Consider the following 24,269-nt stretch of genomic DNA (forward strand, 5'->3'; position numbering starts at 1 on the left):
GAGTTCCCCCACCACCGGCATTGGCGCAAATTACGAGCGTCAGTTCGAGCCACCAGCATTGGTGCATATTACGAGCGTTAGCTGGAGCCACCAGCATTGGTGCATATTACGAGCGTTAGCTGGAGCCACCAGCGTAAGCTGGTGGTGGTAAGCTGGTGGTGAAGTGAATGCGCCGCCGTCCGCGAAACGCATGGCTCCGCCCCGGCCGGCCACCGCCTGAATGCCCGCGTGGAAAGCCCATGGGCGATCGGGTATTCTGGGACGATACGGTTTTGCGAAACGTTTTTGCGTCGGCTCGACTCTTCCACGTGCAAGGCGTCGCGACGCCGTTACCGGCCTTGCGGGTTATGGAGGAGCAGAACGCTGCGATCGCAATCCCTGAACGTCGCGGCGACGACACGGAATCGGGAGGAAATGCACCATGGCTCGGGCTTCCGATGGCCAACCATCCGGCGGTCAGACATCGGCCCCATCGCCGAGCAACGCGCCGCACGCCGCGGCCGATTCCGCATCGGGGCATCCCAGTCGCCAATTGACGCTCTTCGACTCAGTCTGCATCATCGTCGGAATCATCATTGGGGCCGGAATCTACCGGACCACTCCCGACATCGCCTCTTGCGTGCCTTCCACTGCGGCCCTGGTCGGGGTCTGGCTGCTGGGAGGTCTGTTGTCGTTGTTGGGCGGGTTGTGCTACGCCGAATTGGCGACGACCTTTCCCCATGCGGGCGGCGACTACGTTTTCTTGACCCGCGCCTACGGTCGCCGCATGGGCTTCCTGTTCGCCTGGTCGGAGCTATGGATCGTGCGACCCGGTTCCATCGGCATGATGGCGTTCATCTTCGCTCAATACGCCCGGGAATTGCTGCCGGGCTTATCAACGCACGCACGCGCCGATCAGATGATTCTGGCCGGGGCGGCCATCACGACTTTGACACTGATCAACGTACTCGGGATTCGCGAGGGAAAGTGGACGCAGAACCTGCTGACGACGCTCAAGGTGCTCAGCCTGGCGATGATCTTCGTGGTCGGCATGGTCTTAGTGCCGCGATTGGGCCAAGCCCCGCAAGAGACGGTGGAGGCCGCCGCTCCCCTCAGTTCCAACTTCCGCTTAGCCATGATCCTGGTCTTGTTCACCTACGGCGGATGGAACGAAATGGCATACGTGGCCGCGGAAGTCAAAAATCCTCACCGCAACATCCTCCGCGCATTGATCCTCGGCACGCTCGTCGTCACCGCCGTATACGTCCTTGTCACGCTGGCTTTCGTGCAGGGTCTGGGATTCATCGGCGTCCGACAATCGCAAGCGGTCGCCAGCGATTTGCTGAAAATTCCTTTCGGCAATTGGGGCGGTAGAGCGATCGCCCTGATCATCTGCGTGTCGGTCCTGGGGTCCATGAACGGACAAATCCTAACCGGGGCCAGAGTCTATTATGCGATGGGCCGGGACCATCCCATCCTCCGCGTGCTCGCCGAATGGCACCCCACGCGGAGCACCCCGATCCGATCGCTTTTGATCCAAGCCGTGATCTCGCTGGCGCTGATCGGCGCGTTGGGCTGGTACGAAAGCGGCTTTATCAATTTACTAAACTTCACCACGCCCATCTTTTGGACCTTCTTCGGCTTGGTGGGTTTTTCTTTATTTGTGTTGCGGATTCGCGAACCGGACCGGGATCGGCCATACCGCGTGCACCTCTTTCCGCTGGTCCCCTTGATCTTCTGCGCGTCGTGTGGCTTCATGATCTATTCCAGCGTGTCGTATGCCGTGGAACACCGCACGTTCGAGGCGGTCTGGGCCATCGTGGTCCTGGTGATCGGCGCCGGGGTGAGCCTTGTCCTCCGCTCGTGCTACGGTGAGCCGATCCGGCCCGAAACGCCGTCTTCTCAGGAGACCCACGCATGAAGCTGATCGTTTTGGGAAGCGGAGGGTATCACCCGCAGAACGAACGGCACACGCTGTGTCTGGTACTTCCGGAGGCGGGCCTGATCCTGGACGCGGGCACCGCCTTTTTCCGATTGGCGGATTACCTGGACCATCGGCGCTGGGATATCTTTCTCACCCATGCCCATCTCGACCATATCATCGGCCTGACCTACTATTGGAGCCTCGAACGGCAAACGACGCTGGGCGAGATCGTGGTCCACGGCCTAAACGAAAAGTTGGAGGCCGTCCGGTCGCACCTGTTCGCCGAACCGCTCTTCCCGAAGATGCCTCCGTACCGTTTCACACCGCTGGATAGCCCCCGCCCCTTGCTTTTGGAAAGGCCGGATTGGCCCCCGGTCGAAATACGACATTTCCCCCTCGATCACCCCGGGGGATCGATCGGCTACCGTTTCGATTGGGCCGACCGGTCGCTTGCATACGTGACGGACACGACCGTCCGCGCGGCGGAGAGCTATCTTCCGCACATCCGCGGGGTCGATCTCCTACTGCATGAATGCTATTTTCCGACCGGTTACGAGGATTTGGCAGCCAAGACCGGGCACGTCAGTCGCGTTCAAGCCGAACGGGTCGCCTCGGCGGCGGGCGCAAAGCGCCTAGTCCTATTGCATCACAACCCGGCGGGAGACCTTCGCGAACTGGAGAACTCGGCCTCGGCCGATGCCACGGTTCCCGTTACGACGGCCTACGACGGCCTAGCGCTCGAGTTTTGAGGGGAGTGGCGGCGAAAGCGCACGTCGGGGTAAGTCACGGGAGCGTCGGAGCCCGCATTCTCAGGGGCGTAAACCGCGCGAAACTTTGCGCCACAATTCGCAAACTGCTGGTATTGGACCGCTTCGCGCCGTACAATAATGTGGAGAATGCATTCCGTGGAATTGACCGCGGGAAGCAACCGATGGATAAAGAGAGCGGAAGCCGCGATCCGAGTTTGCCGGTAAAATTCGGCGATTGCACGGAATAGTTAAGAAGCGGGCACGACTTCCGTTTGCGGAATGCGAATCAGGCTGCGTGCCGAGAAAGGGGCTACAACGGGATTGCAATTCGCCACAGTTTTTAGAATCGGAGGCTGATTGTGCCCCAAGACCCCATGGGGAATTGTGCGATCAGGCCTACGGTCGGTTCCGAAGCGGGAGCGATGTCCGTTCGTTCTTTTAGGAACTCCGACCCGCCCGCCCTGGCCGGCATTTGGAACCGATGCCAGGGAATGCCCGGCTTTTTCGGCCCTGTCACCTACCAACAACTCGAGCAATTCGTCTTCGGCAAGCCCTGCTTCGACCCGCGGTCGTTTTTCGTCGCCTGCGACGGCGACGTGCCGATCGCTTTCGCCCACGCCTCGTTGCTGCCGACGCTGGGTAAAGATGCGGAGTTGGACCCTTCCCAAGGCATGACTTGCCTCATCGCGGCCCCCCAACAAAGAGACCGCTTGCACGTCGTCCAATCGCTCCTGAGCACTTGCGAACGCTACTTGAAGGGGCGAGGCGCCACGCAACTGTTTGTCGGCGCGGTGTGTCCTTGGCCTCCGTTCTACTTCGGTCTGTTCAGCGGTTTTCGCATCCCCGCCGTCATGGATCCCGGCATCGCGGAGGTTCTCAGTCGCAACGGTTATCGACCGGAATGCGAATACTCTCTCTTCCGCCTCGATCTCAATGACTATGCGGCACAGCACAATGCCGAAATGACGCAATTGGACGCCCAAGTTCAAGTGTCGCCCGAGACCGGGGTATTGCCGAACTGGTGGGCCGCGGCGTGTTTGGCGCACCACGAATATATCGACTTCGTGGCGCGGGAGATCCCCGGTTCCCGAGCGGTTGCCAGGCTCAAGCTCCGCACGGTCTTTCCCAACCCGCATTCAAGTCCCACCGTGGGCTTGGTGAGTTTTCGGGTCACGGAGGACTGGCGAGATCGTGGGCTGGAATCTTTCGTCCTCCTCCAGGCCCTGGAGTGGCTCCGCACCAACCGCAGCGGGGAATTTCGCGGTTGTCGCTTGGTGGAGGCTCAAATCAGCTGCGATGAGCCAGCGATGGTGGATGCCTGCCGCTTCCATCGCTTTGAAGAGTCCCCCGGCGGAATCACCTACTGCAAAACCTTCTGACAACGCCGCTTCTCTCTCCCAGGGGATGACGGTTTTCTCCTTCTTCCGCGGCATTTCGGCCCGCGAGGGACGCGTGGATCCGTTTCTACGCTCGCAATTCCGCGGGTAGCTTCGCCCTCGTTACGCCTGCCCATGCGTCTTCCGGTGCTTGTCAGCGGAGGGGCGTGCGTCGTATGATGGCGGGGTAGACTGTTGTTGCCGTGGCCCGCACCGAACGGGGGGGCTTGCGGTTGGATATTTCTCGTTCTCGCCGTGAGGTTGTGCTCGTCGCGAAGGTTGTGTTGTGCTTTCGCCCGGAATCGCTTCCTCAGCAAGGGGCGTTCCCTCCCGGTGTGGATTTTTCTCATTTGAAGTTTCAGGAGACTTGCGATGGCGCAGGTGGTTCAGAATAGTAGCGCGACCGGGAAAAAACTGCCGTACAAAGTCGCCGACATCAGTTTGGCGGATTGGGGTCGCCGCGAGATCGAGATGGCGGAAAAAGAGATGCCGGGCCTGATGGCGCTGCGTCGCAAATACGCCGGCGCCAAGCCGCTCAAAGGGGCCCGAATCGCCGGTTGCCTCCACATGACGGTCGAGACGGCCGTGCTCATCGAGACGCTGCTGGAGTTGGGCGCTGAGGTGCAGTGGAGCAGTTGCAACAAGTTTTCCACCCAAGACCACGCCGCCGCCGCCATCGCCGCCCGAGGCGTTCCGGTTTACGCATGGAAAGGCGAGACGGACGAGGAGTACGACTGGTGCATCGAACAGACGTTGATCTTCCCTAACGGCGAGCAACTCAACTTGATCGTGGACGACGGCGGTGATTTGACGGCGATGGTTCACGCTCCCAAGTATTCCCACCTTCTGCCCGGCATCCGCGGCCTGTCTGAGGAGACCACGACCGGCGTCCACCGCCTTTACCAGATGCATGCCCGCGGTGAGTTGAAGGTGCCCGCCATCAACGTCAACGACTCCGTGACCAAGAGCAAGTTCGACAACCTCTACGGTTGCCGCGAGTCTTTGGCGGACGGCATCAAGCGGGCGACGGATGTCATGGTGGCCGGCAAGACCGTGGTCGTGTGCGGCTACGGAGACGTCGGCAAAGGGTGCGCCCAGTCGATGCGGTCGTACGGCGCCCGGGTCATCGTCACCGAAATCGACCCCATCTGCGCCTTGCAGGCGGCCATGGAAGGTTTCGAGGTCAATACGCTGGAAGAGGTTTGCTCCAAGGCTCACATCTTCGTCACGGCCTCGGGTTGCTGCAAGGTCATCCGCGCCGAGCACATGCTGCAAATGCCGGACAACGCCATCATCTGCAACATCGGGCACTTCGACATCGAGATCGACGTTGACTGGCTGATGCACAAGTCCGGCGCCAAACGCACCACGATCAAGCCCCTGGTCGATCGCTTCACGTTGCCGAGCGGCAAGTCCGTGATCCTTCTGGCGGAAGGCCGATTGGTCAATCTGGGTTGCGCGACCGGGCACCCTTCGTTCGTGATGTCTAATTCGTTCAGCAATCAGGTCTTGGCCCAAATCGCCCTTTGGACCGAACCGGAAAAGTATCCCTTGGGAGTGCATTGCCTGCCCAAGAAGCTGGATGAGGAAGTCGCACGGTTGCACTTAGAGCACATCGGAGCGAAACTCACCCGACTGACTCCGGAGCAGGCCGAGTATCTCGGAGTCCCGGTCGAAGGACCGTTCAAGCCCGAGTATTACCGCTACTAATCCGGGATCGCCGCACGTTCGCGATTTCGTCGCCGCCGACATGCCGCGAGCCTTTCGCCCGCGGTTGCGTGGGCGCAAGATTGGGATGAATCATTCACCGTGGCGGCGGCACTTTCGTTGCCCGAGACCGTCCCGGCCTTTCCAAAACCATAGCGTTTGAGAACCTATCGATATGCCCGAAATACAGGCGTTTCGCGGAATTCGGTACAACCTGGCGAAAGTGGGGGCCTTGAGCGACGTGATCGCTCCACCGTACGACGTCATTTCGCCGGAGTTGCAGGAGGCTCTCTACCGACGGCATCCGAATAACGTGATTCGCCTGATCCTCAATCGGATCGAACCGGGCGACGACGAGACCAACAATCGCTACTCCCGGGCCAAGCGGTTCTATCGCAGTTGGCTTGCCGACGAGATCTTAGTGCCGGACGCCGATCCCGCCGTGTACGTCTATCAACAAGAGTTCACGGTCGAAGGGCGGCGCTATGTCCGCACCGGCTTTATGAGTCGGGTCAAATTGTCGCACTTCCACGAGGGGCGAATCTTCCCGCACGAGGAGACTCTCCGCGGACCGAAGATGGATCAATTGATGTTGATGACGGTATGCCGGGCCAACATGAGCCAAGTCTTCGGCCTCTACCCCGACCCGGAGAATCGCTCACAAGCCATCTTGACCGAGGCCGTGGCCCAGCGCACGCCGTTGGAGGCGGTCGATCACCTCGACGTCGTACACCGGCTTTGGCCGATTTTCGACGAGGAACTCCTTACCCGACTGGCGAAACTGATCGGCCCGCAACCGATCTTCATCGCGGACGGGCACCATCGTTACGAGACGGCTTTGGAGTATCGGGAACAGATTCGCGACATGGGCCTGTTGCGTCCCGATCATCCGGCGCATTACGTGCTCATGCACTGCGTGGCGATGGAAGACCCGGGCCTGATCGTGCTGCCCACCCACCGACTGCTCCGCGGGTTGCCGGATTGGTCGGCCGAAGAGTTGGCCGAGCGGCTAACGCCCGCTTTCGCCGTCGAGACTGTTGCGCGAGGACCCGAGGCCGCGGCGGATGTCTGGCAAATGCTCGAAAAGGCAGCGGAAAAAGGTTCCTTGGGGCTGTTTACGCGAAAAGATCAAACTTGGTCCGTCGCGAGCATTCGGGCCGAGGGTTGGGAGATGATGGATCAGGCAGCGTCCGACCACACGCCCGAGTGGCGGCGGTTGGACGTTGCGATCTTGCACCGTCTTGTCCTCCGGCGTCTGCTGGGTATCGAGGAATTGCCCGAACCGAAATACGTCCACCTGGTGTCGGAAGTCGTCGAAGGCCTTCAATCCGGCGAATTCCCGGTTGCCGCGCTCGTGGCGCCCGCCACGGTCCAGGACATCCGCGACGTGAGCATGCAAGGCGAACGAATGCCCGCCAAGAGCACGTATTTCTATCCCAAGCTCTGCTCCGGCCTGGTCATCAATCCGTTGGAATAAAGCCGCAATCGCGGGCGTTTCACGTGAAACCGGGCAACTGACCCAGGGTTTGCCGACAGGAACGTCCGCAAGGTGCGGCGAACGTCTCCGCACCTTGCCGGTTTTTCCGGCCTCTAAGTTCGTCCACGCCACCCGCGGGAGCAAGTTTCCGCACCACTCGGCGACTCCCCCGCCTCTCCGCGTCCGGCGACATCCGCAATCCGTGCGGCATTCCCGTGCTGATTCCTTTGGGGTTGATCGTCACTCAAACGTGGTGGCAACGTAGCCTCCGTACCGGCGATTCCCGCCCCTTTTTCACGTGAAACGCGGTCGCGGTGCGAAAGAATCGGGCGGCGTCCCCGCCCCTTGCGTCAGGGAAGCGGCGAGTCGCTCCCGAAAGTCATCTCGTCCATCGGGCGCAGCAGGGGCTACGGAATCGAGCGGGGAAAGGCTCCGCACGCCTGGAAAATCGAGCGACGGGACAACCTCCAAAGTGCCGTTCCGGTGGATCGTGGGGATTGTTACAATCGACCGCCGTTCCGTCGCCGACAGGCCGGGTGAAAGGGTCGCCGAGGAGAGATCGAGCGTGGCGAGGGTTATCTGCATCGCCAATCAGAAGGGGGGCGTGGGCAAGACCACGACCGCCATCAACTTGGCCGCGTGTCTAGCCAAGGCGGGCATGCAGACTCTGCTGATCGACCTGGATCCGCAGTGCAACGCCACGTCGGGTCTGGGTAAACAACCCGTCGGCCGGCACCCCTTGGTCGGCGGCGTACCGTTGCACCACGCCGTGCTGGAGACCGCGGTGGCGGGCCTGTTTCTCCTGCCGGGAAGCCGACGTTTTCGCGACGTCGAAGCCCTCGCCCACGATGACGGCACCTACGGCGCGCGACTTCGAGATCATCTCGAAAGCGGGGCGGCGGGTTTCGACGCCGTGTTGATCGATTGCCCGCCCTCCATCGGACGCCTGACGCGGACCGCCCTGTCGGCCTCCCAAGAGGTGTTGATGCCGATCCAGTGCGAATACTTCGCCATGGAAGGCCTGGCTCAAATGATCGAGGTCATTCGCCAGGTCATGGAAGAACGCGATCGCCGACTCCAATTCGGCGGCATCCTGCTCACGATGCATGATCCGTCGCTGGAGTTGACATGGGAGGTGGAGGCGGAAGTACGGGAGTTTTTCGGAGAGATCGTTTACGCCACGGTGATCCCGCGGGATGTGGCCTGCGGCGAGGCGCCCAGTCACGGGAAGCCCGTCATCGACTATGCGCCGCGATCCCGGGGCACCCGGGCCTATGTCGAGTTGTGCATGGAGGTCTTGGAACGTGACTAGAGAAAAACGGCTTGGACGAGGTTTGGAGGCCCTGCTGGGACGCGTCGGTTCGCCGGAAGCCGACTTCGATCGAGACATCGCCGCGGTCGGAACCGATACCGTCGCGATGCGGCCTCCGATGGACGACGAAAACCGGCCTCAGTCGGACTTGCGGAACGTCTCCGTTTTCGAAATCGAAAAGAATCCCTTCCAACCGCGACGGGACTTCGACGAGGAGGAAATCGCTCGACTCGCCGACAGCCTGCAACAACACGGTCTGCTGCAACCGCTGGTGGTCCGCCGCGTCGGGACCGGCTATCAATTGATCGCGGGCGAGAGACGCCTTCGCGCCGCCATCCGCGCAGGCTGGACCGAAGTCCCGGTTCGCGTCGTCGAAGCCGAAGACCGCCAAATGGCGGAACTGGCGATCGTCGAGAATCTCCAGCGAAAAGACCTGAACGCACTGGAGAAGGCCGAATGCTTCCAGCGCTATATCGAGACCTACGACGTCTCGCAGGAAGAGTTGGCGTCGCGACTGGACTTGGATCGATCCACCATCTCGAACTTCCTTCGCCTATTGGACTTGCCGCCGCGGGTCCAAGACGCTTTGCGCGAGAACCGCATCACGCAGGGGCACGCCCGCGCAATCTTGGGACTGGAATCGGAGGAGGAACAAATCGAACTGTGCCGCCTCGTCGAAGCGGAAGGCTTGAGCGTGCGCAAGGTCGAGGCCATGGTTCAAGAGCGGCGACGCGGCGACGGTCCCGTGCTCTCCGTCGTCGGTCGTGACGGCACGGCGGCGCCCGCGCGACCGGCGGCCAACGAGCATCTGGAGGCGTTGGAACGCGAGTTTCGCGCGGCCCTGGGTAGCAAGGTGGACCTCTCGCACAACGGACGAGGACGCGGAAAGATCGTGATCCACTTCCGCTCGCACGAAGAGTTCGAGCGAATCCGGCAGCACATTTGCGGCCAAAGCGATGCCGTCGCCGATGCGATGTAAATTGGGCCGCCCGGTGCAAGCTAGCGTCGCGTCGCGGATCCCGCCGAATGCAAAGGCGACTCATGCCTCCTCAGCATCGGCGACAACCGGCCGCCGGGCGTTGTTTGCGACAGGCCGGCAAGTTACGATAACCAGTATTACTGAACCCAAAACGGCGGCACGAAGCGGGGACGAAGAGGTCCCTTTTTCCGCGCCCAATCGGTCGGCGCGACCGCCGCATCGCGATCATAAGCGAGACTCCGTCTCGCCTCGGGGTGTAGCGCAGCCTGGCTAGCGCATCTGCTTTGGGAGCAGAGGGTCGCCGGTTCGAATCCGGCCACCCCGACTTTAGAAGGTCGTTCGTCCGATGGGGGCGGACGGCCTTTTCCGTTTTAATAACATCTACTTAACGCTATTGATTACAAATACTTAAGTCACAAGGTCGGGAATAGTCGGGCGGATCGCGGCCTGGGTCTCGCTGCGCCATTGGGGCACGGTGGGAGGCCAATCCGTCTGCTCACGGGGCAACACCGGATGCAACGTTCAAAGACGCACGCCGCCGGTCACGGCAAGACCCCCGAACTCGCTCGCGATCCGGTCACTTCAACGACGCCGTGGACCGGGGCGCCGGCTTCTTGGCCGGGCGAGGACTCTCGAACAGCGGCGGAATATTATCGCGATTCCAGGTCTCGTACAGCGTCCGAAGCTCCTCCACCTTTTCCGGATGGGCTTCCGCCACGCTGCGACTCTCACCGATATCCGTGTCGAGTCGGTACAACTCCTCCGGTTTCTTACCGATCTTCACCAGTTTCCATTCCCCCCGACGCACCGCCCAACTGTTCCCCCCACCGGTTCGCCAAAACAGCGCATCGTGCGGAGGCGCGGCATCCTCACCCAACAGGTGCGGCATCACATTCACTCCGTCGATGGCCGGCGCGGGAGGAAAAGTCGCATCCGCCAATGCCGCGGCGGTAGCAGGCACGTCCAGGCTGATGATCGGCTTGTCGTAGGTCGCCCCGGAAGGCAGCTTGCCTTTCCAAGTGACGACGAACGGCACTCGAATCCCTCCCTCGTAAACGGAGCCTTTTTCTCCCCGCAAGGGGGCATTGCTATTCACGTATGACAGTAATCTCGGAGGGACCTCCTTGTCAGGTCCGCTTTCGCACGTTCGATTATCCATTCCATCTCACCGGGCTGAGGAAGAATGCGGAAGCTTTCTTATCCGCAAGCCATAGCCACTACTTTGTCCCGTTGAGCCGAATTGACTTGACATCAATGGTCGGATACCCAGGGCGTATATCCTTGTCTTTTCTTACAATCCAAAGGCGAACAGTATAGCTATCGGATTTAGGCACACGGACCGAACCAACGGTGATGGTCTTGGCCGTATCCCATGTCTCGGTTTTTTCCAAGGAAAAAAACCTCGCGCTAATTGGTGTCCTGGAATTGTTGCGGAAGACGCCAACCGCGAAAACAGACAGTGGCCCCCTCCACGGGCCAGTGTATTCTATACTCACTTCATAGGTGCCAGATCGTAACTCAGCATGCCATTCGACGTATTCGTTCGGCTCCGACCACGCGGTAATCCGATCGATGTTTGAAACGTACACCAGATGCCGGCCAACCAGCTTGGCATCCTTTGCTTTCAGTACGATGCCACCACCTGACGTGACCTGTTCTATCCTCTGCTCCCACCTATTTTTAACGAGAACCGGTGGGGATGAAACTCGGAAGAACTCCTGAAGTGCGTCCAACTGTGTGTACAGCTTGTCGACGCCGGTCTTGCTTTCTGCCTCCTGCCACACCTCCTCCGCCTTAAGGAGTTGCTCATCATCTGATCGCTCGTCTTTAGGTGATTGCGCCGCTATGACTCGCACCGCTTCGATCGCAATTGCAAGATCATGCGCTTCTACCGCGAGACGTTTCGCTTGTTCCAATTCGACCGTCTTCGCCGCCGAGTCGCTTTCTTTTTTGGCGACATCAAGAATCTCGCGCGCTAGCGCACTCTTCTCTGCTGAGGTTTTCGCCGCTTCGATTCGCTTCCCGTAAACCTCATGGAAAAGCTGCTGAGCCCGAAAGATCGCCGACCAGTCGCCGGATTCCACGACGGCTAAGGTGACACAGAGCACGATCCACAGCATGGCTGTCCCCTTTTCTAACAGCGGCCTGAGATACGTGTGCACCTCACGCACCAGGATACACCGCGAGACAAAGGGGCGGGCACCGCGTGGTGCAGCCGCGGGTTCGGGGATAGCTTGCCTAGCCCGCCCGGCGACATTTTAATCAGAGGAATGCGCTTTTGCCACAGCGGACGCGAAATGTCGAGCCCTTTGCGTTGTTCCCATCTTGCGTGATGGATTCAAGTTAGGAAGGGCCTGGAAAGGGCCTTCCCCGCAGGATGTGCGGAAAAGAGGCGGTTTTTCCCGCGTTGGAGCGATTTTTCACGATTTTTCGACCAAGCCTGCGAACAAGCGGGGATTTGGTGCGTAGTAAATGTATGCGTTCACAAGGATCGGCTTGATCCAAAGCCCCTTGGGTGGTGCGGAACAAGAACTTTCCCTGCGAAAGCACGCAAAGCGTTGGCTGAATCCCTTGTTCTCCGGCTCAGGAAGACCTCCATGCAAATCCCCAACCTCCGACCTCTCTTCGCCTGGGATACCCTGGAAGATAGTCCCACCATTCGCACCCTGCGGGAATTTCTAACGTCCATTCCCGACGAGGAGTTTCTCGCATCTCTGGAGAGATCCCGGGGCAAGGGGCGGAACGACTACCCGGTCCGTGTGCTCTGGGGGACGTCGGTGCTAAAGATCGCCTTGCGGCATCCCACGATGGAGTCGTGCCTGGCCGAACTGAGGCGGAACGCGGAGCTGCGGAAGCTGATTGGGATCGAATCGGAGGATCAGGTTCCCAACGCCTGGAACATGTCGCGGTTCATGGAGCTGCTGGGCCGGGAACCGTTTCGCAGCCTCCTGCAAAAGATGTTCAACACCATGGTGCAACGGTTGGCCGAGGTGGTGCCGGACTTGGGAGAGAACCTGGCCGGGGACGCCACGGGGCTGAAGGCGCGGCGGAAGGAGGGAGAGGCGGCGGAGGCCGATACGGCTCAGTCCGCTCGCCAAGGCATTGCGGGAAAAGGTTTTCGGCGAATCTCCGGGGATCAAACATCCCGAGATGAGTTCTACCGCCGGGAAAGAACCTTCTTCTACCGCTGTGAAAGTACCTTCAGGAAAACCTGCTGCGGCGGTCACCTAGGTTTTTTACCCCAGAGCGGCGGACGAATCGGAAATCTTGTCGGTGTTGAGCCCGTCTGGCACGACGACGGTCTGCGCGGAGTGCGCGCGGAAGGCTGATCAAAGACCGCTTTGAGGCGTTTTCTTCCCTCGAACGCCGCCTTTTCTTCCTTCGAGTGCCACCTTCCCGCCTCTGCGGCATTCCTTCCTGAGGGCTCCCCGCCCCACGCACCCACCTGATCCTTCTTCCGCGACTCTTCCCGACCTATCCAGTCTCGCCCTCTTAACTCGCTCTCCCGCCAAAAAGTTTACAACGCCAACGGCTCCGTCATAATCCGACCGGAGATGAGGCGTACACGCCCGCCGGGAAAGCAACGCGCGGGCCGCAGCCTACACTGGATCGCGATTTTGTGGTGTGACTCGGCTCAGGTCGTGCCGTGTGAAAACACCCCATTTTATCCATATCCGCCAAACAATCGGCCTCATTTATCCGATACTTCCCAGTATAGAGATTGAATTCAAACCACCCAAACTTCTTAATCTTTGCAAGTTTTCATTGCACTTATTCTTGGGAGGTAAAGCCGTGGCGGCATACCAATCGCTGCGATTGGGTACTTTGCGTGATTTGCGTGGCTTTGTGAAACAGACGTTATGTCACTCCAATTATCTCCAAGAAGACCAATTCCCCATGGCGGAGCGGGTTCTGCTTCGCGGCGGACGACCCCAGGGTGTGCTTTTTTGGATATCCGGTCCGCGACAGGTACGTTTGACCGCCATTTGGGACGCGGACCGTCGTGAAGTCCTCTTTTACGATTCGGCGGGCGAGCGCTACCTCGTCGTTCGATTGGACGAAGCCCCCATCTTGCCCAACGACTGCGAAGAGGCGGCCTAGACCCCTTCGATCCGGACGTGTGAATACCGGGTGGAAATGCGGGAACTGCGAACGCGCGCAACGTTGCCGGCAGATCCCAAAACGCGGCGGAAAGGGGCCAAACGCGGTTGCCACAGGACTCCGCGACTGCGCAAGCAACCCGGGGACGACCGAGACTCAAGGACTCGGCGTGCCCTCACGGTAGTCGAAGAGTGTGGATCGAGTCTTACCCTGCCAACCGGCTAAGGATACTTGAATACAGGGAGCGTGCAGCGATGCTGGTTCTTTCTCGCAAAGAAAACCAACGAATTCGATTGGGTGACGATATCACGATAACGATCGTGCGTGTGGCGGGCGACCAGGTAAGACTGGGCATCGACGCCCCCAGGACCGTCCCCATTGTCCGAGAGGAATTGAACCTAAGGGATCAACCGGGAGCAACAACAACGGGCGATCTCCCCGCGCCAACCGCGTCCGAAAACACGTGAACAACCTTGCCCGAGCCTGCACCAGGTCGGGCGATCCCGCAAGGTCATCCGGGATTTGTTGCGACGGAACGCGACTCTTCACAAACAGATCGCGAGCACGTGAATTGTGGCCGGCGAGATTTTGCGCGAAGAACCGACGACGTGCCGCGCTGCAAAAAGCAGCGACCATGCAGTCGCCGCGGCAAGACGGTTCTTCAGCGACTCGGTCCGCTCCGCGTTAGAAGGCGGACCCTACCTTCTCAAGAGTCGGGACACCCTCGCCGAGAGATGCGATTCAAGCAGGTTGCGAAGGTGGCGAGAAAGCCGTTTGCCGCCGGGGAGGTGGATATCCAAAGGATGCGGTAAGGAATACGAAATCCCTACAGGCAATGGAGCTGCGACTTGCCATCCCCGGCGGGCGCTCGGTCACCGTAAGAAGATCACTCTTGCGGAGGCACGGCCCCGGTCAGGCCGCTGTAGTCGCTGCGATCCAAGGGATGCCAGAGCGGCAAGCCCTTACGAACGCGCTCCGCCAAGACCTCTAACTTGGCCCGAGAACCCGCCGGCGCGTCCGTTGGAACAAAGTCCTCGGTCTCCACCGGAGTAAAGTCCTCGTCGTGACCGAACTCTGTGATGGCATCGAAGACGTTTCGCATGGTACACCTCGCTTTCTACTCCTCAAAGAGTCTGAAACAACAAACCAACCTCTTACTACGCAACGCAAAGGGCATACACAGCCCTTCGCTTCAAATCCCAGGGGTGCCTCGTCATGCCTACGGCATAGCCCACTCGGGTCATGCCTAGGCACACAAGCGGCGACCGAAAGCCGTAACGCAGCGGAAGCCCGATTTGTGTCGGCCGAGCCTAAAGAATACTCATCCGCCAAAGCGGTCGCCCTGCAACCGCGAAAACTCGTTAGCCGACCTTCATCTTCGACCCAGGCTTTCGGTAGGAAGAATCACGGCGCCGCTGACATGGGGCGAGATGAATGAAACTTACCATTTTAAGAATTCTTCGAGCGACGTCAATAGGTGCTCTCACAAAAAATCGCGCGGGCCAAAAACCCGCCCGTTTCACCCTATTTGTCCCACATCAATTCCGCCCGAGCAAGCCATCTATGCCCCGGAACGATTCCGTCGTCCGACGCCCTCGAAAACATACGTCCCCTATCGTACGCTTTCCGATTCGGCGGGGTTCGCCCCGGTCGCATGATCTTGCACGTCTCGGCCGTGTCGCTGTTCATACTCGGAAAGCAGATTGTCCGGACAACGGTCCTCCAGTCCGCACTTCGGACAGACCAAACGAATGACTTCCGAACTGCTCAACTTCAGCCCGTGCTGTTCGCACAGGGCATACAATTGCTGCAAATGGGTGCAAGGCACGCCTCGTCCTCCCGTGTCGGCTATTCCGACGTATCGATTGGGAGCGACCGCCGACCGTCAAGACACCCTGTCTTCGCCGGAAGTTCGCCCTCTCCCGAAAGACCCCGCTTGCTTTTCTCCATGCCGAGCGCCACGATGACAAGGCCGTTGCCGCTTGGTCGGATCCGCGGCGGTCTCCACCGTGACCTCGAACCTTTCATTAGGCCACGACGACATTATATCGTTCGAACGACGCGCCGGAAAAAGGAATTTGTCCGAAAATGGAATGGGTTCAACGCCGGATTCAACTTCCCGCCGCGCGGAAGGGCTTGCATCCGATTACGCACCACATATGCGACGCCCTGCCCGAGTTGGCAGAGTTCGAGATGGGCATTCTCCACGTCTTCATCCAGCACACATCGGCCTCGCTCACGATCAACGAGGCCGCCGATCCCGACGTGCCGGTCGATCTGGATCGTCTTTTCGACCACGTAGCGCCGGAGGCGTTTGCGTATCGGCACACAATTGAAGGACCGGACGATATGCCGGCCCACGCCAAGGCTTCGCTCTTCGGCAGTTCCGTCAGCGTGCCCGTCGGCAACGGTCGGTTAGCCTTGGGCACTTGGCAGGGCATTTTTCTCTGCGAGCACCGACGCCGCGCATCCGGTCGAAGCATCGTCTTGACCCTCTGGGGCAGGCGACGCGTCTAGCGGGAAGGCCTGCCGTCACCGCGACGCTTCGCGATTTCCGCGCGGCCACCCCGGCGAGTCCGTCGTCCATCACTCCCGCGGAAAGCACGCGACGACCTTTCCGCACCCCGCCGGTCGTCCCATTCTCGTTGAGCATTCATGTTGACAGACGCAATCGGCGGATTCACACTGAGGGAGCGCAAGGGACTTTCGCCCTTTCCAGAACGAATGAAGGTTTGTTCCAAGGAGCGGAACGAACCAAGCCGCATGATCCCGGGAGGCCCGCCATGTTGAGTCGTACCCGCCTGTCACTCGCATCCCGTCCTGCCGTTTCGCGTCGGCGATACGTTGCCTGGAGATGCTTCGCCCCCGCTTTCTTGTTGACGGCGGCCTTGGGAATCGCGGTCTTCGAGGGCAACCGCGCGGCATGGGCCGATGCCGCCAACGTCCCCGAGTGGAAGCCCGGTCCGCTCCTCAGCGAAATGTTGTCCGGACCGTTGGCGAACGTCGAGGAGATCGTGTTCGCGGTTCGGGTGCCGGGTCGAGACCACTGGTACGTGACGTTCGGCAATTACGCGGACCACTCGGACTATCCCAAGAACCTGGGCTTCAAGTTCGAGGAAGGGGTTTACTGGGGATACGGCGAAGGCGGACGTCTGTGCGCCCTGAATCTCCGGACCGGCAGACTGCGCGTCATCCTCGAAGATCCGCGAGGCGGCATTCGCGACCCGCAGGTCCATTACGATGGGCAAAAAATCCTGTTCTCGTATCGCAAGGGCGGCGAGCATCCATTTCATTTATACGAAATCAACATCGACGGCACCGGCCTGCGGCAATTGACGGACGGTCCCGACGACGACATCGAACCGACCTATTGCCCGGACGGAAGCATCATCTTCTGTTCGTCACGGTGCCGACGTTTCGTGAACTGCTGGTACACGCGAGTGGCGGTGCTTTACCGCTGCGACGCCGACGGCGGCAATATCCGCCCCATTTCCAGCAACAACGACCACGACAACACGCCGTGGGTGCTGCCCGACGGACGGATTCTTTATATGCGATGGGAGTACGTGGATCGCAGCCAGGTCCACTTCCACCATCTTTGGACGGCCAACCCGGACGGGACCTTTCAGACCGTCTTCTACGGAAACATGTACGGGGGCGTGGCGATGCTCGACGCCAAGCCGATCCCCAACACCAACAAAGTGGTCGTCTCGTGGTCGCCGGGACACGGTCGGCCCGAACACCTCGGCCCGGTAGCGGTGGTCGATCCCAGCCTCGGTCCCGACAATCAGGCGGCGGTGCGCATCATCAGCAAGAGCGGAGATTTCAAGGACCCGTACGCCATTACCGAGGATTGCTTCCTGGTCGCAAGCCCGAAAGGTTTGCACGTCCTAAACTCGCAAGGGCGGAGCGAGTTGATCTATCAGTTGCCGGAAGACGAGCGCGGACGGTTCCAGTGCCACGAGCCGCGCCCGCTGGTCGCGCGACCGCGGGAACGGGTCATTCCGCCGCGGGTCGACCTTTCCAAGCCGACCGGTACGCTGGTTCTGGAGGACATCTACCGCGGTCGCAACATGGAGGGCGTGCCGCGCGGGACGATCAAGAAACTGCTGGTGCTGAAGCAATTGCCCAAGCCGGTCAACTTTTCGGGCGGCATGGAGCCGTTGACGATCGGCGGTTCCTTCACCCTGGCGGAGATCGTGGGCGAGGTCCCGGTGGAACCGGACGGATCGGCGAACTTCGAGGTGCCCGCCCTGCAATCCCTCTTTTTCGTGGCGCTGGACGAAAACGACATCGCCGTGAAACGCATGCACAGTTTCGTGACGATGCAACCGGGCGAGCAGACCAGTTGCGTGGGCTGTCATGAACCGCGTCACCATGCCCCGCATCCCGTCACCGACGTGATGGCCTTGCTCCGGCGACCGTCGCGCATTCAGCCCATTACGGACGTCCCGCCCGTGCTCGATTACCCGCGCGATATCCAGCCGATTCTCGACCGCCATTGCGTTTCCTGCCACAACCCCGACAAACGCGAGGGCAAGATCGATTTGACGGGCGATCACACGGCACGATACTCGATCAGCTATTGGACGATGACGGTGCGCGGCTTGGTCTCCGACGGGCGGAATGAGCCGCGCGGAAATCGTCCTCCGTATAGCTACGGCAGCGCCGCCAGTCGTCTGATGAAGCTCGTGGACGGCAGTCACTACGGGGCCAAGCCTTCGCCGCTGGAAGTCAAGACGATTCGCCTGTGGATCGAGACCAGCGCCTGCTATCCCGGCACGTACGCGGCGCTAGGTTGCGGTTTTTATCCGGTGAATTTGCCCTGGGGAGAAATCGGGGCGCGATGCGGTTCGTGCCATTCCCAGGAAGTGCAGACGCCGGACGGTCCGCAACGGCGGATCGTCATGAACGGCGGTTGGCCCGGCGCCCCGGAACCGCTGATGAACCTCGATCGGCCCGAGCAATCCTACATCCTCCGCGCGCCCTTAGCGCGGTCGGCAGGCGGATTGGAACTTTGCGGCCAAGCAGTGGTCCAAGATAAAGAGGACCCCGTGTATCAGAAGACGCTGGCCGCCATCACGGACGCGCAGCGGCGCCTTCAGGAGGGGAAGCGATTCGATATGCCGGGCTTTCGGCCCAATCAACACTATATCCGAGAGATGCAGCGGTTCGGGTTCATTCCGCCCGATCTTGCGCCGGATGCGGCCATCGACCCGTACGCCGTGGATCGAGCTTATTGGGACTCGTTCATCTACCAACCGTCGAATCCGGGAGACCTTGTTTCAGGCGAGTAACCGGCACGGCGGAGTTCGCCTCGGCGGCGACATGCGGAGACCGGTTTCGCCGGACGATCGCGGCGTTGGATCGGGCGGGTTTCGGTTTGGCGCACCGCGCCAGAACGGGACGGCGCGTTGGTTTCGGAGGGGCCGTCGCCGCACCCCGAAGCCTGAGTGCGGCAGCGCCGTGCGCCGCCCGAAAGGACTCCCCTCGTTCGGATGATTCGAAAGTTGACACCCTGGGGTAATCGGGGATAAATTAGGGTGTGGGGAAAGCGTATTCTCGTCACATTTCGGTAGACATTTCGATCCCGTTTTCACTTCACACAGAGTTCCACGTGCGGCGGAAAACAGGTGTCTCGGGAACCGCTCCGTAACACGAACTACTCGATGGACTTCCGGTTCGGTTTGCGGGGCATCGTCTCGACCCGGACGCTCGAAGCCACGATCTTGGAAACGCACAATACGGTCTTTAGCGAAAGAATGCCGACTCGGCACAAGCCAAGCAGTCCGAGTTGCGCCGTCGAACGCCTGAGGTAGCAGAATATGGCGAAACAGGAATCCGCGTGGGGAATCGATATCGGCAATGCGTCTCTGAAGGCCCTGCGTCTTCGGCCGACCGAGACCCCCAATATCGTTCAGGCCGACGCGTTCGATTACATCGAATACCCCATGCTTTTGACGCAACCGGCGGCGGATCCGCCCAGCTTGATCGAGACGGCGCTGAAGCAATTCCTGTCACGCAACGAAGTTCGCGGACACAGGGTCGCGATCTCGGTTTCCGGGGCGACGGGCCTGGCTCGCTTCATCAAGCTCCCGCCGGTGGAATTGAGCAAGTTGGTGGACGTCGTCCGATTCGAGGCCAAGCAGCAGATTCCTTACGATCTGGACAGCGTGGTCTGGCGCTACCAGCGGATGGACGTGGGTAGCGAAGAAAGCAGTTTCGCGCTAGGTTCGACGATCGGTCTGTTCGCCCTGAAACGGGATCAGATCGATGCCGCCCTGGACCCCTTCCGGAAATTGGGCATCGAGGTCGACATCATCCAACTCAGCCCTCTGGCGCTGTTCAACTATGCCCGCTTCGACGCGATGGACGATCTGCCGTCGCCGGACGATTACGATCCGGACAATCCGCCGCCGTCGATCTGCGTCTTCTCGATGGGCACGGATAGCTCGGACCTGGTGATTACCAACGGTTACCGAGTTTGGCAGCGCAACATTCCGCTCGGCGGAAACCATTTCACGAAAGCCCTGAGCAAAGAGCTGAAACTGACCTTCTCCAAGGCGGAGCACCTCAAGAAGAACCCGACGTCGCACCCCGACTCGAAGGCCGTCTTCCAGGCCATGAGGCCGGTCTTCTCGGAACTGCTGTCGGAGTTGCAGCGATCGATCAGCTACTACGGCAGCATCGAGCGGTCGGCGGAGATTGCCCGGGGAATCGCCCTGGGAAACCCGATGAAGCTGCCGGGACTCCGCGGATACATCGAAAAAGGCCTCGGCTTTCCCATTGAGCGGATCGAATCCTTCCCGCACTTGGTCGGCAATGAGGTCGTGGACTCCGCCGGTTTCCGCGAGAACCTCTCTTGTTTCGGAGTGGTGTACGGTCTGGCGCTCCAGGGCATCGATCGGGCCTACATGAAGATCAACATGTTGCCCGACGAAGTGGTCAAAGACCGCTTCATCCGCGCTAAAAAGCCCTGGGCGCTGGCGGCGGCAGCCACGCTCTTGCTGGGCTGCACCGTGAGTTTCGCCGCATCGTCACTGGCGCTGAGCAGCGTGTCGCCCAACCGATTCGGATCCGCCGAGCAGCGCGCCAAGCAAGTCGTCGATACCGCCAAACGGCACCAGCAAGACTTGTCGTCGGTGGAGAGCGAGTTCGACCGAATCAAGGCCATCGGCGAGAACTTGACCGGAAACGTGGAGGGGCGGTTGCTTTGGCTGGAGCTTCTGACCGCCGTCAATCAAGCCCTGCCGCAATACCGCTTGCAGGCGGAGAACGTCGCCGCGCAGGCCGCCGCGGAAGAGCAAGCCGCCGCATCGGAAGATCCCAAAGAGCAGGCCAAAGCGCTGGAGGCTCGCGAGCAAATCCATATCACCAGCTTGGATGCCAACTACTTGGACGACCTTTCCACGTGGTGGCAGATGACGGGCGGATGGTACAAGGCTCCCGAAGGCCAAGAGGGTGCGGAAAGCCAGACCGGAACGACGACCGCCCAGGCCGCTCCGGCGGCGGTCGCTCCGGCAGCCTCGCCGATGGGTGCCGCAGGCTCGTCGCCCTACGGCATGTCCTCTCCGTATGGCGGCAGCGACTCGATGTATCCCGGCGCCTCGCCTTACGGAGGCGCGGCCGCCCCGCCGCCTCCGCCGTCGATCCCCGGTCCGACGGGTCCCGGCTACGTGATTCGCTTGACCGGCTATCACTACCATAACAGCGAGACGGCCCAAATCAATCAAGGCGCCGAGTACGTCCGCAACACGCTGATCAAGAATCTCGAAACAGGCCCGTTCTTCGTGAACGGCGAATGGTTGACGCCCAAAGAACTCGGTATCGGTTTCCCGTGCCTCATCAACCCCGGCAAGATCAAGGTGGTGCGGGTGACGGACCCGAACGTTCGGCCCTCCACGCTCGCACCGGGCGCCGGCACCATGGGGCCCACCGGCATCCCCACCGGCAGCCTAATTCCCGGCGGATCGACCGGCACCTTGGGTACCGGCGCGCCGGGCACCCCTGGGACGATGACCATTCCCGGCGTGATCGAATTGAGACGATTCGACTTCGTGGTGGAGTTCGTGTGGCAACCTAAGACGGAGTCGGAGCGGAAGAAGGCGCGCGAGGAGGCGCAACAGCAGGCCGCCGAGGCTGCCGCACAGGCGGCAGGCGGTCAACCGAACGTCGAGCAGGGCGGGTCTGCGGCGGCACCGGGTGCGGCGGGTGTTCCCGTCATGCCCGGCCCCGGCGGCGTCCCCGCTCCCTCGGTACCGGGCACCCCGGCGCCTGGGCCGGCAGGCGCGGCACCCGCTGCGATTCCTCCCGCAGGTTTACCGGGCGGTCCACCTTCGGCGTTGCCGCCGGGTTCGACGGGACTACCTCCGACGGCGCCCGGTGCAGCCCCGCAGCCGATGCCGCTTCCGCCGGGAAGCGGTCCGGGTGTGGGAGCGCCTCCGCCGATGCCGCCGGGTTCGCTTCCGCCGAATGCCGGCGTCCCGGTCGATGCCGCCGATTTGCCGGATGCCCCGGTACCGCCGCCGGCGCCACCTGCCGCCCCGGCGGGTGGTGGCAATGCCGTGCCGCCCGCGAGCGGTCCGCCTCCGCAGTCGCCGCAACCTTGAGTCTTTGATTTTCGTCCTGGGAGCTTTCCCCGAGTTCGCGATATTCGGTTGGGCTCAAACGTATTCGCCCGACTACTGAGGAAGAAGCCATGGATCAACTCAAGCAGATCCTCGCCGGCGTGTACAAACACCTCTTTTGGATCGTGTGCGGCTTGGCCGTCGTGGTCGGCCTTTCCGCCTGGTTTATGGCGCAGGCGTCCGTAAGCAAAAACATCGAATCCCGAAAGACGGAACTGGAGGGCTTGCGCTCCCAGTTGAGTCAAATTAAGGTTGGTTCTCCTAATCCTCAGGTGGTGGATGCGACGCGCAGCAGAATCGAGGAACTGCGCAACGATGTGTACCAAGCCTGGGTCGCCATGTATGCGGCTCAAAAAGAGAAGAACAAATGGCCGGCGGCGCTGGGTCAAGAGTTTTTGACCTGGGTCGAAGCGCCGAACCGCAAGCCGGGCGATCCGATCCCCGATCGGTTTCGCGAAATCTATCTGAACTTCATCGAGCAACACTTTCCCACCTTGTTCGAAATCGTGGACCTGCGTCGGCCCAAGGATGCCGACTTGCGGCAGTTGGGCAGCTTACGGAGCGGGACCCAAGGCATGATGGGCTATCCCGGGATGGGCGGCGGGTCGGAATACGGCAGCGAAGCCTACGGCGGATACCCCGGGGCGGGCGCTATGAATACCGGGGTCGGAAGCACCTACGGCGGGGCGCCGGGTGCCGCATCTCAGATCGAGATGGTCGGTACCGTCGATTGGAATCCGCAAAGCATCGCCCAGCTCAAATCCCGCTTCAACTGGATTCGCGTACCGACCTCCGATGAGATTTGGAACGCGCAAGAGGACCTGTGGGTCTACGAAGCCTTGCTGCGCGTTATCCGGAAGACCAATGAAGGGGCGTCGGGACAACATAACGCCGTCGTCAAACGCATCGACGCATTGGAAATCGGCCCCGACGCCGCCCGCGGCTTTGGGGGAGCACGGCGAGGGTACGCGGCGGGACCGATGGGATCGGGTTCGCCCATGGGCTCCGGTTCCGAAATGGGCTCCGTCGCCATGGGGTCGGGCGGTTCGTACCCCGGCGTCGCCATGGGAGAGGGCGGCAGTGAATACGGTTCGGAATACGGCGGTTACGGCGGCATGCCCGGCGCCGGCGGACGGAGTCAGTTCGGCCGGTACGTGGACGCCGAAGGAAACCCCTTGCCGCCCACGGCCACGCAACCCTTCGCCGAGTTCAAAATGATGCCGGTCCGCATGCGACTGGTGGTGGATCAGCGGAAACTTGACAAATTGCTCGTCAACTGCGCCAACTCCGACATGCCGATCAAGATCGTTCGGGTCTTGATTCGGCCGGGCCAAGGCTCGCAAACCGGCGGCATGATGGGCGGAATGGCGCCGATGAGTACGATGGGATCCGATTACGGGAGCGAAGGTGCTTCGTACAGCACGGGGGAAGGCTACGGGTCGGAATACTCGGGCGGGTACGGGGCTAGTCCGTACGGTTCGGGCGGATCGTCACCGATGGGCGCGGGTGCGACGCAAGGCCAATCCGGCGTCAACGACGTTCCCGTCATGATCGAAGGGGTGATTTACATCTTCAACCCGCCGGACTTCAGCATGTTGGGCAAGGAAGGCGGACGCGAGTTGGCGTCAGGGCAGTCCCTTGCGCCTCCGGAGACCGCGGCGACTCCGCCCGGTTCGGAACAACCGGCGGATACCTCGGGAGCGGCAACGGCGACCCCCGCCGCCGCACCCGCCGGTGCGACGCCCGGCACGCCCGCTCCGACATCGCCTGGGCCGGGAACCGCTCCGCCGCCGGGCGGTCCGCCACCCGCGGTAACCCCGCCGGGAACGCCCCCCGCGGCCCCGGCAACCGCACCGCCTACGGCACCGGCGGCCGCGCCCGCCGCGGCAAATCCGAACGTATCGGCGACGACCGGCACGCCTGCGGCCCCGCCCGCGGGTACGCCGCCCGCCGCGCCGACCGGAAATCAACCGTAATCGGGGAGAAAGCTGGAGGAACTTAGGCAATTTTAGGACAATTGGGAACGGCAGGACCGGGG

18 protein-coding genes and 1 tRNA gene are annotated in these 24,269 nt (G+C 61.2%); 15 read left to right on the plus strand and 4 right to left on the minus strand.

Annotated elements, in window-relative coordinates; genetic code table 11:
• The first annotated feature begins 421 nt into the window (after positions 1-421).
• The 8 genes from ACYQ6J_RS12405 to ACYQ6J_RS12440 all read left to right on the plus strand — a co-directional run bounded on the left by ACYQ6J_RS12405 (position 422) and on the right by ACYQ6J_RS12440 (position 9,828).
• Entirely contained in the window at positions 422-1,900 is a 1,479-nt protein-coding gene (locus tag ACYQ6J_RS12405; RefSeq protein WP_460184497.1) for an APC family permease, read from the plus strand.
• Complete coding sequence (locus ACYQ6J_RS12410) at positions 1,897-2,652, plus strand: MBL fold metallo-hydrolase (protein ID WP_460184498.1); 756 nt, start codon at positions 1,897-1,899, stop codon at positions 2,650-2,652. The genes ACYQ6J_RS12405 and ACYQ6J_RS12410 overlap by 4 nt, the downstream gene beginning before the upstream one ends.
• A 422-nt stretch (positions 2,653-3,074) precedes the next feature.
• On the plus strand, positions 3,075-4,031 hold the full coding sequence (locus ACYQ6J_RS12415; protein ID WP_460184499.1) for a GNAT family N-acetyltransferase: 957 nt from the start codon (positions 3,075-3,077) through the stop codon (positions 4,029-4,031).
• 369 nt (positions 4,032-4,400) lie between these two features.
• The gene (gene ahcY / locus ACYQ6J_RS12420) at positions 4,401-5,738 is read left to right on the plus strand and encodes an adenosylhomocysteinase (RefSeq protein ID WP_460184500.1); all 1,338 of its coding nucleotides are present in this window, start codon (positions 4,401-4,403) and stop codon (positions 5,736-5,738) included.
• 172 nt (positions 5,739-5,910) lie between these two features.
• A complete protein-coding gene (locus tag ACYQ6J_RS12425) occupies positions 5,911-7,212 on the plus strand; it encodes a DUF1015 domain-containing protein (RefSeq protein WP_460184501.1) in 1,302 nt (433 codons plus the stop codon).
• A 565-nt stretch (positions 7,213-7,777) separates the two neighbouring features.
• Complete coding sequence (locus ACYQ6J_RS12430) at positions 7,778-8,524, plus strand: ParA family protein (protein ID WP_460184502.1); 747 nt, start codon at positions 7,778-7,780, stop codon at positions 8,522-8,524.
• Positions 8,517-9,503 (plus strand): ParB/RepB/Spo0J family partition protein, encoded by a 987-nt coding sequence (locus ACYQ6J_RS12435; RefSeq protein WP_460184503.1) that lies wholly within the window; start codon positions 8,517-8,519, stop codon positions 9,501-9,503. Before ACYQ6J_RS12430 ends, ACYQ6J_RS12435 begins: the two co-directional genes overlap by 8 nt.
• A 250-nt stretch (positions 9,504-9,753) precedes the next feature.
• Positions 9,754-9,828, plus strand: a tRNA-Pro gene (locus ACYQ6J_RS12440).
• Between the two features lie 252 nt (positions 9,829-10,080).
• On the opposite strand, the gene ACYQ6J_RS12445 is transcribed toward ACYQ6J_RS12440, so the two are convergent.
• Both ACYQ6J_RS12445 and ACYQ6J_RS12450 read right to left on the minus strand, forming a co-directional pair.
• Positions 10,081-10,599, minus strand: coding sequence for an alkaline phosphatase family protein (locus ACYQ6J_RS12445; RefSeq protein ID WP_460184504.1), 519 nt, complete (start codon positions 10,597-10,599; stop codon positions 10,081-10,083).
• 121 nt (positions 10,600-10,720) lie between these two features.
• A complete protein-coding gene (locus ACYQ6J_RS12450) occupies positions 10,721-11,623 on the minus strand; it encodes a hypothetical protein (protein WP_460184505.1) in 903 nt (300 codons plus the stop codon).
• Positions 11,624-12,100: 477 nt separating this feature from the next.
• Here ACYQ6J_RS12450 and ACYQ6J_RS12455 point away from each other — a divergent pair, with 477 nt between their 5' ends.
• From ACYQ6J_RS12455 to ACYQ6J_RS12465, 3 genes are all read left to right on the plus strand, one after another.
• The gene (locus ACYQ6J_RS12455) at positions 12,101-12,832 is read left to right on the plus strand and encodes a transposase (protein ID WP_460184506.1); all 732 of its coding nucleotides are present in this window, start codon (positions 12,101-12,103) and stop codon (positions 12,830-12,832) included.
• 463 nt (positions 12,833-13,295) lie between these two features.
• Positions 13,296-13,604, plus strand: coding sequence for a hypothetical protein (locus ACYQ6J_RS12460; RefSeq protein ID WP_460184507.1), 309 nt, complete (start codon positions 13,296-13,298; stop codon positions 13,602-13,604).
• Between the two features lie 254 nt (positions 13,605-13,858).
• The gene (locus tag ACYQ6J_RS12465; protein WP_460184508.1) at positions 13,859-14,071 is read left to right on the plus strand and encodes a carbon storage regulator; all 213 of its coding nucleotides are present in this window, start codon (positions 13,859-13,861) and stop codon (positions 14,069-14,071) included.
• A gap of 419 nt (positions 14,072-14,490) precedes the next feature.
• Here the strand turns inward: ACYQ6J_RS12465 and ACYQ6J_RS12470 are convergent, their stop codons facing one another.
• Positions 14,491-14,706 (minus strand): hypothetical protein, encoded by a 216-nt coding sequence (locus ACYQ6J_RS12470; RefSeq protein ID WP_460184509.1) that lies wholly within the window; start codon positions 14,704-14,706, stop codon positions 14,491-14,493.
• A gap of 510 nt (positions 14,707-15,216) precedes the next feature.
• Entirely contained in the window at positions 15,217-15,432 is a 216-nt protein-coding gene (locus ACYQ6J_RS12475; RefSeq protein WP_460184510.1) for a hypothetical protein, read from the minus strand.
• A 260-nt stretch (positions 15,433-15,692) separates the two neighbouring features.
• Here ACYQ6J_RS12475 and ACYQ6J_RS12480 point away from each other — a divergent pair, with 260 nt between their 5' ends.
• The 4 genes from ACYQ6J_RS12480 to ACYQ6J_RS12495 all read left to right on the plus strand — a co-directional run bounded on the left by ACYQ6J_RS12480 (position 15,693) and on the right by ACYQ6J_RS12495 (position 24,207).
• Positions 15,693-16,121 carry a secondary thiamine-phosphate synthase enzyme YjbQ gene (locus ACYQ6J_RS12480; RefSeq protein ID WP_460184511.1) on the plus strand — a complete coding sequence of 143 codons (429 nt, stop codon included), beginning with the start codon at positions 15,693-15,695 and terminating at the stop codon, positions 16,119-16,121.
• Between the two features lie 266 nt (positions 16,122-16,387).
• Positions 16,388-18,901 (plus strand): HzsA-related protein, encoded by a 2,514-nt coding sequence (locus ACYQ6J_RS12485; protein ID WP_460184512.1) that lies wholly within the window; start codon positions 16,388-16,390, stop codon positions 18,899-18,901.
• A gap of 528 nt (positions 18,902-19,429) precedes the next feature.
• Complete coding sequence (pilM, locus tag ACYQ6J_RS12490) at positions 19,430-22,213, plus strand: type IV pilus assembly protein PilM (RefSeq protein ID WP_460184513.1); 2,784 nt, start codon at positions 19,430-19,432, stop codon at positions 22,211-22,213.
• A gap of 89 nt (positions 22,214-22,302) precedes the next feature.
• On the plus strand, positions 22,303-24,207 hold the full coding sequence (locus ACYQ6J_RS12495) for a hypothetical protein (RefSeq protein ID WP_460184514.1): 1,905 nt from the start codon (positions 22,303-22,305) through the stop codon (positions 24,205-24,207).
• Positions 24,208-24,269 lie beyond the last annotated feature (62 nt).

The organism is Thermopirellula anaerolimosa (assembly GCF_054657335.1).